General features: G+C 71.4%; 10 protein-coding genes. 5 read left to right on the forward strand and 5 right to left on the reverse strand.

The annotated features are described in order from the left end of the window. Nucleotides 1-132: 132 nt before the first annotated feature. Complete coding sequence (locus DKL51_RS15260) at nucleotides 133-1,740, forward strand: FAD-dependent monooxygenase (protein WP_109944280.1); 1,608 nt, start codon at nucleotides 133-135, stop codon at nucleotides 1,738-1,740. Nucleotides 1,741-1,825: 85 nt separating this feature from the next. On the opposite strand, the gene DKL51_RS15265 is transcribed toward DKL51_RS15260, so the two are convergent. Further along, nucleotides 1,826-4,288 carry a glycoside hydrolase family 65 protein gene (locus DKL51_RS15265; protein WP_109944281.1) on the reverse strand — a complete coding sequence of 821 codons (2,463 nt, stop codon included), beginning with the start codon at nucleotides 4,286-4,288 and terminating at the stop codon, nucleotides 1,826-1,828. A gap of 203 nt (nucleotides 4,289-4,491) precedes the next feature. On the opposite strand from DKL51_RS15265, the gene DKL51_RS15270 reads away from it, so the two are divergent. Beyond that, complete coding sequence (locus DKL51_RS15270) at nucleotides 4,492-5,013, forward strand: ATP-binding protein (protein ID WP_243420579.1); 522 nt, start codon at nucleotides 4,492-4,494, stop codon at nucleotides 5,011-5,013. Nucleotides 5,014-5,222: 209 nt separating this feature from the next. On the opposite strand, the gene DKL51_RS15275 is transcribed toward DKL51_RS15270, so the two are convergent. Then, nucleotides 5,223-5,705, reverse strand: a complete 483-nt coding sequence (locus tag DKL51_RS15275; RefSeq protein ID WP_109944287.1) for a GNAT family N-acetyltransferase — start codon at nucleotides 5,703-5,705, stop codon at nucleotides 5,223-5,225. Between DKL51_RS15275 and DKL51_RS15280 the strand changes: the two genes are divergently transcribed. Together DKL51_RS15280 and DKL51_RS15285 are read left to right on the forward strand one after the other, a co-directional pair. Continuing rightward, entirely contained in the window at nucleotides 5,704-6,516 is an 813-nt protein-coding gene (locus DKL51_RS15280; protein WP_109944283.1) for a SigB/SigF/SigG family RNA polymerase sigma factor, read from the forward strand. The two genes, DKL51_RS15275 and DKL51_RS15280, sit on opposite strands and share 2 nt — an antisense overlap. Nucleotides 6,517-6,777: 261 nt before the next feature. After that, the gene (locus DKL51_RS15285; protein WP_109944288.1) at nucleotides 6,778-11,223 is read left to right on the forward strand and encodes a HAMP domain-containing protein; all 4,446 of its coding nucleotides are present in this window, start codon (nucleotides 6,778-6,780) and stop codon (nucleotides 11,221-11,223) included. A 383-nt stretch (nucleotides 11,224-11,606) separates the two neighbouring features. Here DKL51_RS15285 and DKL51_RS15290 read toward each other — a convergent pair whose 3' ends face one another. From DKL51_RS15290 to DKL51_RS15300, 3 genes are all read right to left on the reverse strand, one after another. Continuing rightward, nucleotides 11,607-12,707 carry an L-dopachrome tautomerase-related protein gene (locus DKL51_RS15290; protein ID WP_207783812.1) on the reverse strand — a complete coding sequence of 367 codons (1,101 nt, stop codon included), beginning with the start codon at nucleotides 12,705-12,707 and terminating at the stop codon, nucleotides 11,607-11,609. Between the two features lie 130 nt (nucleotides 12,708-12,837). Further along, nucleotides 12,838-13,737 carry a GH25 family lysozyme gene (locus DKL51_RS15295; RefSeq protein ID WP_165824257.1) on the reverse strand — a complete coding sequence of 300 codons (900 nt, stop codon included), beginning with the start codon at nucleotides 13,735-13,737 and terminating at the stop codon, nucleotides 12,838-12,840. Nucleotides 13,738-13,957: 220 nt separating this feature from the next. Continuing rightward, nucleotides 13,958-15,013, reverse strand: a complete 1,056-nt coding sequence (locus tag DKL51_RS15300; RefSeq protein ID WP_124812185.1) for a CapA family protein — start codon at nucleotides 15,011-15,013, stop codon at nucleotides 13,958-13,960. A 170-nt stretch (nucleotides 15,014-15,183) separates the two neighbouring features. Here DKL51_RS15300 and DKL51_RS15305 point away from each other — a divergent pair. Continuing rightward, nucleotides 15,184-15,887, forward strand: a 704-nt coding sequence (locus DKL51_RS15305; RefSeq protein ID WP_148097792.1) for an ROK family transcriptional regulator, incomplete at its 3' end; no start/stop codon positions are given.

Here is a 15,887-nt window from a genome sequence, read left to right on the forward strand (position 1 = left end):
CGCTCGCGGGGCTGGTGGCCGTGAAACGTCAACCCGGCACCGCCACAGCGGGCAAGACCGGGACCGTCCCACCGCAAGGCAGGACATCCAATCATGTGCCCACTAACGCATCATGAGAGGAAACGGTTGCCGATGACGAACACCTCGGGTGGGGCTGTCGAGGTGCTGGTGGTGGGGGCTGGGCCGACCGGGTTGGCGATGGCCGGTCAGCTCGCCGCCACCGGTGTTCGGGTCCGGGTGGTGGATCGTGCTCTCGACCGGGTCCACGAGTCCCGGGCGCTGGCGGTCCAGCCGCGCACGCTCGAGGTCCTCGCCGGCCTCGGGGTGACGGACGAGATGGTGGCCCGCGGCAATCGGGCCGTCCGGTTGTCGGTGCACGCGGGGGGCCGGGAGCGATCTCTCCCGTTGTTCGACCTCGGTCTGCACGACACGGCGTACCCGTACCTGCTGTTCCTGTCCCAATCGGAGACCGAACGACTGCTGGGCGAGCGTCTGGCGACTGCGGGGGTGCAGGTCGAGCGCGGCGTCGAGCTGACCGGGCTGGCTACCGGCGAGGGCTCGGCGGTGGCCACGCTGCGTCACCCGGACGGGCGGCAGGAACAGGTGTCCGCCCGGTACGTGGTGGGCTGCGACGGCGCGCACAGCACGGTACGTCACCTCGCCAGGATCGGTTTCGCCGGCGGCTCGTACCCGCAGACCTTCGTCCTGGCCGATCTCGAAGCCGACGGTGTCGATCTCGGAGCGGCGCACGCCTTCCTCGCCGGGCGGGGAATGCTGTTCCTCTTCCCGCTCGGTCGTCCGGCCAGTTGGCGCCTCCTGGCCATGCGCCCACCCACGGATCGGACCCCGCCCGACGCCCCGGTCAGCCTCGACGAGGTGCAGGCCCTCGCCGACACCTACACCGGCGGAGCGGTACGGTTGTCCGCCCCGGTCTGGATGACGAACTTCCGGCTGCACCACCGGGCCGCGGTCCACTACCGCGCCGGGTCGATCTTCCTGGCCGGCGACGCGGCACACATCCACAGCCCGGCCGGCGCGCAGGGCATGAACACCGGCATCCAGGACGCGGTCAACCTCGGCTGGAAGCTCGCCGCGGCGCTGCGCGGCGACGCCGACCCCGCGCTGCTGGATACCTACGACTCGGAGCGGGCGCCGGTGGGCCGGATGGTGCTGCGGTTCACCGACCGGGCGTTCACCATCGCCACCTCGACCAACCCGGTGGTCCGGTTCGCCCGTACCCGAATCGCGCCCGCCCTCCTGCCCGCGGTGCTCGCGCCCCGGATCGTGCGGGCCACCGCGTTCCGCACGGTCTCACAGCTGGCCATCGGCTACCGGCACAGTCCCCTGTCGACGGAGGGTCCGCATTCTCCGCGGCGGGGCCCCAGAGCCGGCGATCGGCTGCCCGACGCCCCGCTGCCCGGCGGCGGCACGCTCCACCGGCTGACGGCCACGCCCGGCTGGCATCTCCTGCTGTGCGGGCCACCCGACGGCTGGCCCGCCGGGGAGATCGATGCCGTCGCGCAGCGCCACGCCGCCCGGCTCACCGTGCACCGGCTGATCGGCGGTCCCAGCACAGGCGAGGCAGGGGAGGGCCATGTCGACGCGCTGCGGCGGCTCGGTCTCCGCCCCGGGTTCAACGCGATGTACCTGGTGCGCCCCGACGGGCACATCGGCTACCGGGCCGGCGGCACGGACCTGACCGGCCTGCACGGCTACCTGCGCCGGTGGCTCCGCTCCTGACGGCGGTCCGCCGGTTACCGAGCTGGTCGGCACGAGCCGCCTTCGCTCCCGCCTGACCTGCCGGGCGCGACCCGGCGCCCCCGCGCTACTCGGGCTGGGCCGCTGACGGCGGCCGGTTCAGGTCGACGGTGACGGTGCTGCCGGGGGAGACCAGCAGCGACCAGTCCCGGACGGTCACGGGAAGGGGCTGGTCCGCCCCGGCCGCCGCCGAGATCCGGACCCGCTCGTGGTCGAGGTGCAGCCTGATCAGCCGGCTGCGGTACCGGATCACGCAGTCCAGCTGGTGCAGCCCTTCGGGCAGGAGCGGGTTGAGTCGCAGCACGTCGCCGCGGACCTCCAGGCCGGTGTAGCAGCGCTGGAGAATGTCCAGCGTTCCGGCGGTGGCACCGAGGTGGATGCCCTCCCGGGTCGAGCTGTGCTCCGGGTTCGCCAGGTCGGTGCCGAGCGCGGCCAGCAGCATGTCGAAGGACCGTCGCCGGTCGGTGCGGGCCAGGACCCACGCGTGTGCGACCCGGCTGAGCGTGGAGCCGTGCGTGGTGCGGGAGAGGTAGTAGTCGACGGTGGCGGGGATCCGGGCCGGGTTGAACGGGTAGCCCATGCTGCGGACCAGGTCGGTGAGTTCCTCGGCGCTGAACAGGTACAGCAGCATGAGCACGTCGGCCTGTTTGGAGATCTTGTAGCGGTTCGGGTCCTCGCCCTCGGCCTGCAACAGGGGCCCGATCAGCCGCAGGTCGCCGTAGCGCCGCCGGTACCGGTCCCAGTCCAGCTCCGCCAGGTCGCCGTACCCTTCGAACTGCGCCAGGATTCCGTCCTCGATGAAGGTGAGGCGGAGCCGGCGGGCGATGTGCCCCCACCGCTGGCGTTCCTCGGCCGCGACGCGGACGGTTCGCCACGGCGTCGCGCCCGGGTGCCGGTCGCGGATCGCGCACGCCTCGTCGGCCCGACCGAGCACCCACGCGACCATCACGTTGATGTACGCGCAGTTGTCCAGTCCCTGGCCCGGCCGGCCGGGGTACCCGTCGTGGTACTCGTCCGGCCCGAGCACTCCCCGGATGTCGTAGCGGTCGTCGGATGGGTCGTAGGTGGCCAGCCCGGCCCAGTACCGCGCGGTGTCAACCAGCAAGTCGGCACCGCAATCGACGAAGAAGGACAGGTCGCCGGTCGTCTCCCAGTACCGCCACACGGAGTACGCCACCGCCAGGTTGACGTGGTGCTGCCGGCCGGTGTAGTCGTCCACCCATTCGCCGGTGACCGGGGAGGGCGTCCGGGACGGGCTCTCGTCCCGGCCGCTGGTGGCGCTCTGCCAGGGAAACACCGCTCCGGTCATCCCCGCGGCCTCCGCCTGCCGGCGGGCCGCGGTCAACCGTCGGTGGCGGTACTCCAGCAACGCCCGGGTCAGCTCCGGCAGCCGCAGATTCAGGTACGGGTAGACGAACAGTTCGTCCCAGAAGACGTGCCCGTGGTAGCCCTCGCCGTGCAAACCCCGCGCGGGCACCCCCGCGTCCAGGTCCACTGTGTGCGGCGAGAGGGTCTGCAGCAGATGGAAGGTGTACACCCGTACCGGTAGCTGCCAGACGTGCTCCTCGCCGACATCGAGCCGGAACCGTTCCCACAGGCAGGCCCAGGCGGCGACGTGCCCGGCCAGCAGAAGATCGAACGGCCCCGCGGAGCGCACCTCCACCCGGGCCGCCGTCAACGGATCGTGCACCGCCCGGTCCCGCCCGGAGAAGACCGTCACCGTCTTCTGCACCACCACCGGCTGCCCGCGCGTCACATCGATCCCGAGGACCTGAGCCACCTCGTCCGGCCCGTGCAGGTCGGCGGGTGACGTGTGCGCGTGAGTAGTGTCGGCGCCGCTGATCGTGGTGCGTGCCGCGACGGCCACCCGCTGTCCGGAGCCGGTGGTCAGCGCCGTCAACCAGAGGGTCTCCGGGCCGTCCGTGCCGCCCTCGACACCGGTGAGGTGCCGACCGCGGGTACCGGTGGTGGCCGCCGCGTTCGCGTTGACCACTCCGCCGTCGATCCCCGACCTGACCTCCAACCGGCCCGACCAGTTCTCCGCGATGATGCGCGTCTCCAACGCGACCAGGTGCGGGTTGGCCATGGACACCAGGCGTCGTTGCCGGAGCCGGGTCCGGCGCTGCTCGCGGTCGACCACCACCAGCTCCCGCAGGTAGACGCCGCGGCGGAGATCCAGCACCCGGTGCTCGTGGACCCGGCGACCGACATTCGGCGCGTACCAGTCGCCGCCGGCTGGACGGAACGTCAACGGCAGCCAGTTCGGCAGGTTGACGATGCTTTCCTCCCCGCCCGGTCGCCGGCTGTCGCCGCCCAGCCGGTTGTGGAACCCCGCCAGATAGGTGCCGGGGTAGTGGACGCCGTCGGCGGACGACTCCGGGGCGGCCCCGCGCGTCGCGAGATAGCCGTTTCCGAGGGTCAGCATCGTCTCCCGGGTGCCTTCCGCGGCGGGGTCCTCGTCCTGGTACGCCAGCACCCACGCCGCCGGGAGGTCCCCGGTGCACAGCTCACAGCCGGGATCCACGCCCACCCGATCTCTCCTGGTCGGTCACCGGGGCGTGCGCCACCCCGAGGTCGCCCGATCCGAGGTTGTTTGGAGAGATTCGCACCAGCTCAGGATATGGACGCGCGGTCGCCCGTGGGCCGCTCGCGCTGAGCTGAGGTGAGCTGAGCTGGGAATGGTTGTGCTTCCGCAACGGTCGCGGAATTCTCCACGGTGAGTAACCTGCGGGCGTGAGCGACGACGGAGTGCCATCCGAACCGGGACACCCGGAGTCTGGATCCGGCGTGGCCGCCGCGCTGCTGTCGCAGGACTTCACCGCCGCGACCGTCGCCGCCCTCCGGCACCGGCTGCGGGCGGTGGTGACGGCCGTCGGGCTCACCGGAGATGTCGGCTACGACTTCGTCCTCGCCGTCCACGAACTCGTCACGAACGCCGTACGGCACGGGGGTGGCCAGGGCCACCTTGAGCTGCGCCGCGCGCACGACGCGCTGATCTGCGAGGTGACGGACCACGGCGAAGCCGCGGGGAAGCTGCCGGTGCGGCTGCCCGCCGTCGACGTCGCCGGTGGACGCGGCCTGTGGCTGGCGCACCAGCTGACCGAGGGGCTCCTCCTCGCCCGCCGGCTCCACGGGGTTACCGCCACCGTCACGGCCTGCCTGGAGCCGTCGAATGGCCCGCACGCCCCGTCGACCGCGTCCGTCGCCCCACCGGACGACGGGCGCGGTCGCCTTGGGGCGGACGACCAGGGATGAGCCGGCAGCATCGAGACGGACCGCAGCCGCCGGAGAAATCCGTCCGCGCGAAGGCGGTCCGGGACGGCGCCATCCGGGCTCCGGGTGTATGTTGTGCCCATCCGGCTCGGACGGTTCCCCCCGTGATCGTCCGAGCCGGACTCTGTCGCAGGCCGCGCAGATTCACCGTCGACCGCATGGTCGGTCAGCCTGACTGGTGACAGCGGCCCTCAGCGGGACACTTCGCCCCGATCGCCGGGGGCCGTCCGCCACTCATGCGCCGGCAGCGACCACACCTCGACGTCGAAGCGCTCCCCGTCGAAGGGAAACGCGGACCGGAGGGCAGCGTTGCGGGTCATGCCGAGGCGTCGCGCCACCGCCCGACTGCGCTCGTTGTCCGGGACGGTCAACCATTCGATCCGGGCCATGCCCCGCTCGTCGACAACCCACTCGATCATCCGCCGCGCGGCCCGGGTCACCGGGCCCTGGCCCTCCGCGCCCGGCGCGAGCCACACCCGATCTCGCACACCCCCGATGCCGGCGTCGAAGGTGCGAAAGGGCATCCCGCCGACCACGCACTGAGCGGATCGGACTGTGTTGTCGCTTTTGTCCATCGTCCGTTCGGTTGATATAGCGGTAGTCGTTGGTCTAAGGTGACTCCCACGGCCGGCGTTCCTCGATGCGCCGACCCCGCAGCACGGGAAGGACAGCATGATCACCACGAGCACCGCGCCGACGACGACCACCGACGCCCGCACGGCCCCGGTGGCTGGCGACGAGACCCGCGCCAGCGAGCTGATCGCCGCCCTGGCCGCTCTGCCCGAGGGGCACCCCGACCGGCCGGCCCTGCGCGACCAGGTGATCGAGGCGTGGTTGCCGCTCGCCAACCACCTCGCCTTCCGCTACAGCGGCCGGGGCGAGCCCAACGGCGACCTGGCGCAGACCGCCGCGCTCGGGCTGATCAAGGCGGTGGACCGGTTCGACGCCTCCCGGGGCGTCGACTTCGCCGGCTTCGCCATCCCGACGATCCTCGGCGAGATCAAGCGCCACTTCCGCGACCGCACCTGGAACATCCGGGTCCCGCGTCGCCTCCAGGAGCTGCGGCTGCGGATCTCCGAGGCCAACGGCACCCTCATGCAGACCTTGAACCGGGCGCCGACGGTCGCCGACATCGCCGCCCACCTCGACATCACCGAGGAAGAGGTCCTCGAAGGCCTCGAAGGGGCGCGCGCCTACAACGCCGTCTCGCTCTCCACCCCGATCGGGGACGGCGCCAGCGCCACCGAGCTGGCCGACACCCTCGGCGCGGAGGACAACGAGTTCGAGCTGGCGGAGCTGCGCGTCGCCCTCGGCCCGGCGCTGGCCACGCTCGACGAGCGGGAGCAGAAGATCCTCACCCTCCGCTTCTACGGCAACCTGACGCAGAGCGAGATCGCCGCTCGGGTGGGTGTCTCCCAGATGCACGTCTCCCGGTTGCTCGCCCGCGCGCTCACCAAGCTGCGCGGCCAGCTGACCGACTGCTGAGACCAGCGCGTTCGACGCGCCTGAAGCTCACCAGCGCCCGCCCCAGTGACCGGGGGGCGGGCGCCCTCGTGCCCGTGGCGAAGGGCGGCGGTTCGGTGCGGGTGCGCCTGCTCTGCGCGCGACCTCTGACATGTGGATACTTGCCCGGTTGGAACTATTGCCGGACGGGTCTGCCGTCCAGCTGCTACGTGTGAGGCGGTAGTGGTGGTCGAACAGACGGTCCCGCGGCGACGTGACGCCATCCAGGGCACCGGAGGGCCGATGGCCGACCCGGGGCTGCGGCAGTTGCTGGCCGGGCTGACCGCGGTCCGCGACGGTGACTTCGGTACCCGGCTCCCGGAGGACGCCGACGGCCTGCTCGGCGAGATCGCCACCGTCTTCAACGGCATGGTCGACCAGCTGTCCCTGTTCACCTCCGAGGTCACCCGGGTGGCCCGCGAGGTGGGCACCGAGGGGCAGCTCGGTGGTCAGGCCGAGGTGCCCGGGGTGTCGGGTACCTGGAAGGACCTCACCGACTCGGTGAACGCGATGGCGGGCAACCTCACCGACCAGGTCCGCGACATCGCCGAGGTCGCCACGGCGGTGGCCCGGGGCGACCTGTCGCAGAAGATCACCGTCGACGTGCGCGGTGAGATCCTCGAGCTGAAAATCACCATCAACACGATGGTGGACCAGCTGTCGTCGTTCGCCGACGAGGTCACCCGGGTCGCCCGGGAGGTGGGCAGCGAGGGCCGCCTCGGTGGCCAGGCCGAGGTGCCCGGCGTTGCCGGCACCTGGCGCGACCTCACCGACTCGGTGAACTTCATGGCCGGCAACCTGACCAGCCAGGTCCGCAACATCGCCCAGGTCACCACGGCGGTGGCCCGCGGTGACCTGTCGCAGAAGATCACCGTCGACGCCCGCGGCGAGATCCTGGAGCTCAAGAGCACCATCAACACGATGGTGGACCAGCTGTCGTCGTTCGCCGACGAGGTCACTCGGGTCGCCCGGGAGGTGGGCACCGACGGCCGCCTCGGCGGTCAGGCGCAGGTCAGCGGCGTCGCCGGCACCTGGCGCGACCTCACCGACTCGGTCAACTCGATGGCCGGCAACCTCACCGACCAGGTGCGCAGCATCGCCCAGGTCGCCACCGCGGTGGCCCGGGGTGACCTGTCGCAGAAGATCACCGTCACCGCGCACGGCGAGATCTCCGAGCTGAAGAACACCATCAACACGATGGTGGACCAGCTGTCGTCGTTCGCCGACGAGGTCACCCGGGTGGCCCGCGAGGTGGGTACCGAGGGCCGCCTCGGTGGCCAGGCCGACGTCAAGGGCGTCTCCGGCACCTGGAAGGACCTCACCGAGTCGGTGAACGTCATGGCGGACAACCTCACCGCCCAGGTGCGCAGCATCGCCGAGGTCACCACCGCGGTCGCCAAGGGTGACCTGACCCAGAAGATCCGGGTCGACGCCCGCGGCGAGATCCTCGCCCTCAAGGAGACCATCAACACGATGGTCGACCAGCTCTCCGCGTTCGCCGACGAGGTCACCCGGGTGGCCCGCGAGGTGGGTACCGAGGGCCGCCTCGGCGGCCAGGCCCGGGTGTCCAACGTGGGCGGCACCTGGAAGGACCTCACCGACAACGTCAACGAGATGGCCAACAACCTCACCAACCAGGTGCGGTCCATCGCGTTGGTCGCCACCGCCGTCGCCCAGGGCGACCTGAGCCGCAAGATCACCGTCGAGGCGAAGGGCGAGGTCGCCGTCCTCGCCCAGACCATCAACACCATGGTGGACACCCTCGGGGCGTTCGCCGACGAGGTGACCCGGGTGGCCCGCGAGGTGGGCACCGAGGGCCGCCTCGGCGGCCAGGCCCGGGTGCCCAACGTCGCCGGTACCTGGAAGGACCTCACCGACAACGTCAACTCGATGGCGAACAACCTGACCGGTCAGGTCCGCAACATCGCCCAGGTCACCACCGCAGTCGCACAGGGCGACCTGACCAAGAAGATCGACGTCGACGCGCGCGGCGAGATCCTGGAGCTGAAGACCACCATCAACACGATGGTCGACCAGCTCTCCAGCTTCGCCGCCGAGGTCACCCGCGTCGCCCGGGAGGTGGGCAGCGAGGGCCGCCTCGGCGGTCAGGCCGAGGTCGAGGGCGTCTCCGGTACGTGGAAGCGCCTCACCGAGAACGTCAACGAACTGGCCGGGAACCTCACCCGCCAGGTGCGCGCCATCGCTGAGGTCACCAGCGCCGTCGCCACCGGTGACCTGACCCGGTCGATCACCGTGGACGCCCCGGGCGAGGTCGGCGAGCTGAAGGACAACATCAACTCCATGGTGGAGTCGCTGCGCGAGACCACCCGCACCAACCAGGAACAGGACTGGCTCAAGACCAACCTGGCCCGCATCTCCGGTCTCATGCAGGGGCACCGCGACCTGGAGGTCGTCGCCGGTCTGGTGATGAACGAGCTCGCGCCGCTGGTGTCCGCGCAGCTCGGCACGTTCCTGCTGGTCGACGACAGCGCCGCGGGAGGCGCCCTGCGGGTCGTCGGTGGCTACGGCCACGACGCCACCCGTCGCCGGTACGCCCTCGGTGACTCCCTGGTGGGGCAGGCCGCGGTGAGCAAGCGGGCGATCGTGGTCGACGCGGTACCGGCAGACTACGTCACCGTCTCCTCCAGCCTGGGCGCCGCCGCGCCGCTGCACCTGGTGGTGCTCCCCATCCTCTTCGAGGACCAGGTCCTCGGCGTCATCGAGCTGGCCAGCATGAGCCGGTTCACCGAGGTGCAGCGGGACTTCCTCGAGCAGCTCACCGAGACGATCGGCGTCAACGTCAACACCATCGTCGCCAACGCCCGCACCGACGTGCTGCTGACCGAGTCGCAGCGCCTCGCCGCCGAGCTGCGGGCCCGGTCGGAGGAGCTGCAGGCGCGCTCCGAGGAACTGCAGCGGTCCAACGCGGAGCTGGAGGACAAGGCCGCCCTGCTGGCCCGGCAGAACCACGACATCGAGACGAAGAACTCCGAGATCGAGCAGGCCCGACAGGAGCTGGAGACCCGCGCCCAGCAGCTCGCGCTGGCCTCGAAGTACAAGTCGGAGTTCCTCGCGAACATGAGCCACGAGTTGCGTACGCCGCTGAACTCGCTGCTCATCCTCGCGCAGCTGCTGGCCCAGAATCCGAGCCGGAACCTGACCAGCAAGCAGGTCGAGTACGCCACCGTCATCCACTCCGCCGGCACCGACCTGCTGCAGCTGATCAACGACATCCTCGACCTGTCGAAGGTCGAGGCCGGCAAGATGGACATCAACCCGGAGACGTTCGACGTGTCCGTCCTGCGCGACTACGTCGACGCCACCTTCCGCCCGCTCACCACCCCGCGTGGCCTGGAGCTGGAGATCGTCACCGGCCCGGACGTCCCGACCGAGGTGCGCACCGACGAGCAGCGGCTGCGTCAGGTGCTGCGGAACCTGGTCTCCAATGCGGTCAAGTTCACCGAGAAGGGCAGGGTGGAGCTGCGCATCGAGCGGGCCCGCCCGGAGGAGCTGCCGGACGGCATGCGGGCGGCCCGGGACGTCCTCGCGTTCCGGGTCATCGACACCGGCATCGGCATCGCCGAGCAGCACCTGATCGCCATCTTCGACGCCTTCCAGCAGGCCGACGGCACCACCAGCCGACGCTACGGGGGCACCGGCCTGGGGCTGTCCATCAGCCGGGAGATCGCCCAGCTGCTCGGTGGGCAGATCACCGCGCAGAGCGTCCTCGGGGAGGGGAGCACCTTCACCCTCTACCTGCCGGCCAGCGTGCCGGCGGCCGGCGAGGCCGGGTCCGTCCCCGCGGGCGGGCAGGTCGCGGTGGCACCGGAGCCGGACGGCGTGCGGCGTACCGAGCAGCGGCGGCTGCTGGTGCTCGAACGCCACGACAAGGGCCTGCTCACCCTGCTGGCGCAGAACGTCATCGCGGAGGGCGGCGGCTCCGGCGTCGACGTGGCCACGGCGGTGGACGCGGCGTCGGCGATCGAGGCCCTCACCGCCCACCGTCACCACCTGCTGGTGCTGCACCTGGACACGTCCGACGACGGTGGCACGGCCCTGCTCAAGGCGTTGAACGACAACTCCAGCCTGCGCAGCGTGCCCGTCCTGGCGTACCACGGGCAGCCGTTGACGCCGGGGCAGGAGACCCTGCTGCAGGCGTTGGCCAACGACCGGCCGCTGGAGATCCTGTGCAGCCTGGACGACCTGCGCGAGCGCATCGTTCTGCACCTGACGGCGGGCGCCCCCGAGCGGGTCGTACCGCTGCTGGCACCGACGACCGAGCCCGCGCCCGGCGGCGATCCACTGGTGTCGGCGCTGACCGGCCGCAAGGTGCTGGTGGTCGACGACGACGCCCGGAACGTCTTCGCGCTGACCAACATCCTGGAGCTGCACGGCCTCGACGTCGTCTACGCCGAGAACGGCCGCAAGGGCATCGAGACGCTGATGCGCCACGACGACATCGATCTCGTCCTGATGGACGTGATGATGCCGGAGATGGACGGGTACGCGGCGACGGCGGCGATCCGCGCCATGCCGCGCTACGCCGACCTGCCCATCATCGCCGTCACCGCGAAGGCGATGCACGGCGACCGGGAGAAGAGCATCTCCTCCGGGGCCAGCGACTACGTCACCAAGCCGGTCGACGCCGACGACCTGCTGAACTGCATCCACCGCTGGCTGAGCAGCTGAGCGGAAGCGGCTGACCGACGGGCAGCCGCCTCCGACTTCCGGAGGCGGCTGCGGGCTGCGGAACCGTCTGTGCTGCTGCTGGCCGAGTCGCGGAAGCCGACCGTGGCGCCCCCGGTGCGGTCCGGGCGTCAGTCCGCTGGTGGACCCGGCATCGGGCTGCCCGACGTTTTCGGCGCTCGCCACGCCGGCTCCTCCTCGGTAGGCGCCGTGTCCGGTGTCCGGGCGTCCTCGTCGGTCAGCGCGTCGGCCGGCTGGCGGTCGGACTCCGCGGTCCGATCTTCCGCCTCGGCTCGTCGGTTGCCGGTCTCCCGACCCCGGCCCTCGCGGTTCTGCGACATTGCTGCTGCCTCACCTTTCCACGTGACGCGGTCGCACCGCCCCGGTCACCGCAGCAGGACCGGTCCGGCGTCGATGCGGATCCGGAACAGGGCGTATGGCTTACGCCGCAGGTCCTGTCCGCCCTGGTACCTGGCCTGCCGGTGTAGCTGGTTGGCGGTGACGTACAGGTGGCCGTCGGTGGCGACGGACATGGTGTCGGGCCAGAGCAGCCGGGGATCGTGCACGACCGTCTCGTACTCGCCGTCGGGCCGGCGGCGCAGCACCGCGTTCTGCTCGTACGAGGTCAGGTAGAGCCGGCCGGCGTCGTCGGTCTCCAGGCCGTCGGAGCCGCCGCCCTTGTCGCCCTCGTCGGTGACCGTCGCGGCCACCTCGCTCTCGGCGAGCGCCTGGTCGACGAGCGCGTCGGTGGCGACGCTGTACCAGCGCCGGGACGCCAGCGGGCAGTAGTGCAGCCGGGCGCCGTCGGCGGAGATCGCGATGCCGTCCGAGCCGATCGTCATCGGGTTCGGCGGACCGTCGGCGGGCCGTTCCAGGAACGGCCGGCCCTCGACGACCGGCCGGAACATGTGCAGGGGTTCGGCCTTCGTCGACGGATGGTCGTGCAGCCGGCGCCAGGATGCCCCGCTGGCCAGGTCGACCACGATGATGCCGTTGGGACCGGAGACGGAGGAATCGGTGATGTAGGCGGTGCCGGCGTCGCCGCGGCGCAGGTCGAAGCGCACGTCGTTGAGGTACGTCGAGGGCAGCGCCACGTCCGTCGGGAATGTGATGACCTGGGCCACGGTGTCGGTGTCCAGATCGATCCGGACCAGCTTCGGCCCACCCGGTCTCGTGGGCTGGAACATCGGCCTGCCGGTGTCGAGCACCCAGAGCCGGTCGGCCGGGTCGACCACGATGCTCTGCACCGACACGAACGCGCCCGCGTCGTCGTCGCCGGACGGGTTGTTCCACTCCTGGTCGGGGAAGGGGATCTCCTTGCCGTCCCGCAGCTCGACCACCGTGGCCGGGACCTCGTCGCCCCACTTGGGGAAGTTGACGAAGATCCGGCCGGTGTGCGAGACGCTGACCCCGGTCGGCATCGCCCCGGTGAAGGTGTGCACCAGTTCCAGCTTGCCGACCGGCTCGTCGCCCACCGGCCCGTTCACCGGGCACCTCCGGGCCACTGCGCCGTCGCCGTGCCGGTGGTCCGCCGGTGCCGTCCCGACCAGGGTGTGCCGGTTGGTCCACGCGGATCCGCCTCCCGGCACGGGCCCGGGTCCCGGTACGACTCGGCTGTCATTGGCCTGCTCCTGACTGTCGGCGGCCCCTGCTCGTTCCCGCCGCGGCGGGCGTCAAACCGGGTGACGGTCGGGCCGTGGTCGCCGGGAGGGAGGTCAGGTGGTCAACCGGACGAACTTCTCCCAGGAGCCGATCGCGGTCCGGTTGCGGGCCGATCGCGGCCCGGTTGGCGATCAGGGCGGAGGCGCCGGCGTTCTCCGCGGTCACGTAGCGGTTGTTGACGGTCGCCAGCAGACCGGTCGCCGGACCGCCGAGCAGTCGGGCCAGGGCCGCGTGATCGCCCTGGAAGACATCCTGGTCCGGGGTGGAGTACGCGGAGCCCGGGATGGTGGCGCCCGCGGCGTGCTGCCAGAAGGTGAAGGACGCCCAGCCGGGCGGCAGCGGCGGCGGGTTCTGCGAGTAGTTGGCGATGAACAGCGGATTGGCCGCGAAGAGCGAACTCCCCGCCGTGCACGAGTTCCACCAGTTGGTGTTGGTGTAGATCATGGCCTGGCGGCCGGTGCGGACCGCGATCTCGGTGACGAAGTCCCGGATCCAGGTCACCAGCTGCGCCGGTGTCAGGTTGTAGCAGCTGTTCAGGGCCCACTCCGCCCGAGGCCACTCGACGTCGAGCATCGGCGGCAGGCTGCGTCCGTCGGCGACGTACGGCGCGAAGTTGAGCAGCACGTCGGCCTGCTGTCTGCCACTGCTGAGATCGGGGCGGGCTCGGTGGTACGCCCCGGTGTACAGGCCGTTGGCCCGGGCGCCCGCGTAGTTGACCGCGTAGTACGAATCCGGATTGTTGTGCGAGACCGGTTGGCCGTCCTGCTCGCTGGCCCGGATGTAGGCGAACCTGGCGCCACCCGCGGCCAGCGCGGCCCAGTCCAGCGACGGCCCCTGGTAGTAGGACACGTCCACCCCGGTGATCGGGTATCCGGCGGGGGGTGGGCAAAGCCCGGGCGGGCGTCGCGGCAAGCCCCAGGAATCCCGACGCCGCAGCCACCAGAACGGCCAGACATCTGCGTACCATGGCCCGCCTCCAGACACCGCTGGGCGCGTTGTCGGGTCTGCACCGAGCGTAGTTCGGGCCAGCCGTGCCCACATCCGCCGATGGTCCCGATTGCGGCGGCGGCTCCGGCTATGCGTCGGGACGGGCGGCGAGTCCGGTGCAGGCGTGCAGGTCGGCGTACTCCTGGCGGATCCGGGCCGCGTCGTCGCCGTCGGCGAGTTCGGGTCGACCGGTGCGGCGCGAGATCGTCGCCGGAAGCAACTCGGTCTTCGTGATCGACGAACCGTCGAGGGTCACCCGCAGCACCCCCGTGTCGTTGCTGTACGCGTCGTCCCGCCACCACAAGAAGTTGCCGAGTCCGTACTGGACGAAGGTCCTGCCGAGCCATCCGTCACCGAGCAGCCGGTGGGCGTGGGTGCCGACCACGAGGGTGGCGCCGGCCTTCGCCATCTCGCCGGCGAACGTGCGAGCCTCGGCGGGTGGGCAGGCCTCGCCCTCGGTGCCCCAGTGGACGTACACGACGACGACGTCCGCCTGGCGTCGGGCGGCCCGTACGGCTGCGACGGCGCGCGGCAGATCGCGGGTCATGGCGATGCCGGGCCGGGAGTCGGTGGCCTTCCACTCCGACCACAGCTCGGCGATCTGGCTGAAGCCGAGGAAGGCGATTCGCGTACCGCGTACCTCGGTGATCCACGGCGTGTACGCCGCCGCCGCGTCGGGACCCGCTCCGACGGCCGGCATCCCGGCGGCCCTGGCCGCGTCCACCGTGTCGGTCAGGCCGGTACGCCCGTAGTCCAGTGCGTGGTTGTTGGCGATCGTCACGACGTCGATCCCGGCGGCCTTCACCGCGTCATACGAGCTTGCCGGGGCCCGGAAATGGAACGCCTTCGGTTCCGGGGTGCCGCGCGTGGTGACCGCGGTCTCCAGGTTGACCATCGCCAGGTCGGCGGCGGAGAGAACCGACGAGATGGACCCGAAGGCCGTCCGAGGGTCGCCCAGCAGTCCGGCCGTACGGTCGGCGAAGTGCACGTCACCGGCGAAGGCCAGGGTGATCTCGGCGGGCTGCGCCGGCGATGCCGCCGGGACGGAGTGGGTGGGGGCACCGGCCGGCGGGGTGCGGGCGGGATCGCAGGCCGCGAGGGTCACGATCGCAGCCAGCGCGACGAGAGATCGTGCCGGTTTCACTCAGCGCAGCGTACGGAAACCGGCCCGACCGGGGGCTGACTTGACCGAAAACGATTCGACGGCGCCGGAGGCAGGCTTATGTCAGATCCTGCTTCATGGCATAAATTGTGGTGTTGATGCATTCTGGGTGGGCCGCCGCCGGTGGCGCCGAGGAAAGGACGCGGCCCGACATGGACGCCAGACGCACCACGGTCCGCGACATGCGCCGCGCCAACCGTTCGGTGCTGCTCAGCCGGATCTGGCTGGACGGCCCGCTCAGCCGCCACGAGTTGGGGCAGATCACGTCGCTGAGCCTGGCCAGCGTGAGCAACCTGGTCGGCGAGATGATCAGCGAAGGGCTCGTCGAGGAGGCCGGCTCCGTCGAGTCGGACGGCGGTCGGCCCCGGGTGCTGCTGCGCGTCGCCCCCGGCTACGGCTACCTGGTCGGCGCCGACGTCGGGGAGACCCGGGTCCAGGTCGAGCTCTTCGACCTGGCGATGACCGCGCTGGCCAAGGCGGAGTATCCGATCACCGCCGCCGAGCCGGACCCCGACGACGTGGCGGCCCACCTGCTGCACGGGCTGGACGCCGTCGTCGAGCAGGCCGGCGTCGACCCCGCCGCGGTGCTCGGCTTCGGCGTGGCGGTGTCCGGCACCGTGGAACGCACCGCCGACGCCGTCGTGCACGCCCAGACCCTCGGCTGGGACGGGGTGCCGCTGGGCGCGATGCTGCGCGCCGGCACCGACATCCCGGTGCACGTCGACAACGGCGCGAAGACCCTCGGCCAGGCCGAGATGTGGTTCGGCGCCGGCCGGGGCGCCCGGCACGCCGTCATCGCCCTGGTCGGCTCCGGCGTGGGGGCCTGCGTGGTAGCCGACGGGGTGGGCTACCGGGG

The organism is Micromonospora globispora (genome assembly GCF_003857015.1).
GTDB classification, from domain to species: Bacteria; Actinomycetota; Actinomycetes; order Mycobacteriales; family Micromonosporaceae; genus Micromonospora; species Micromonospora globispora.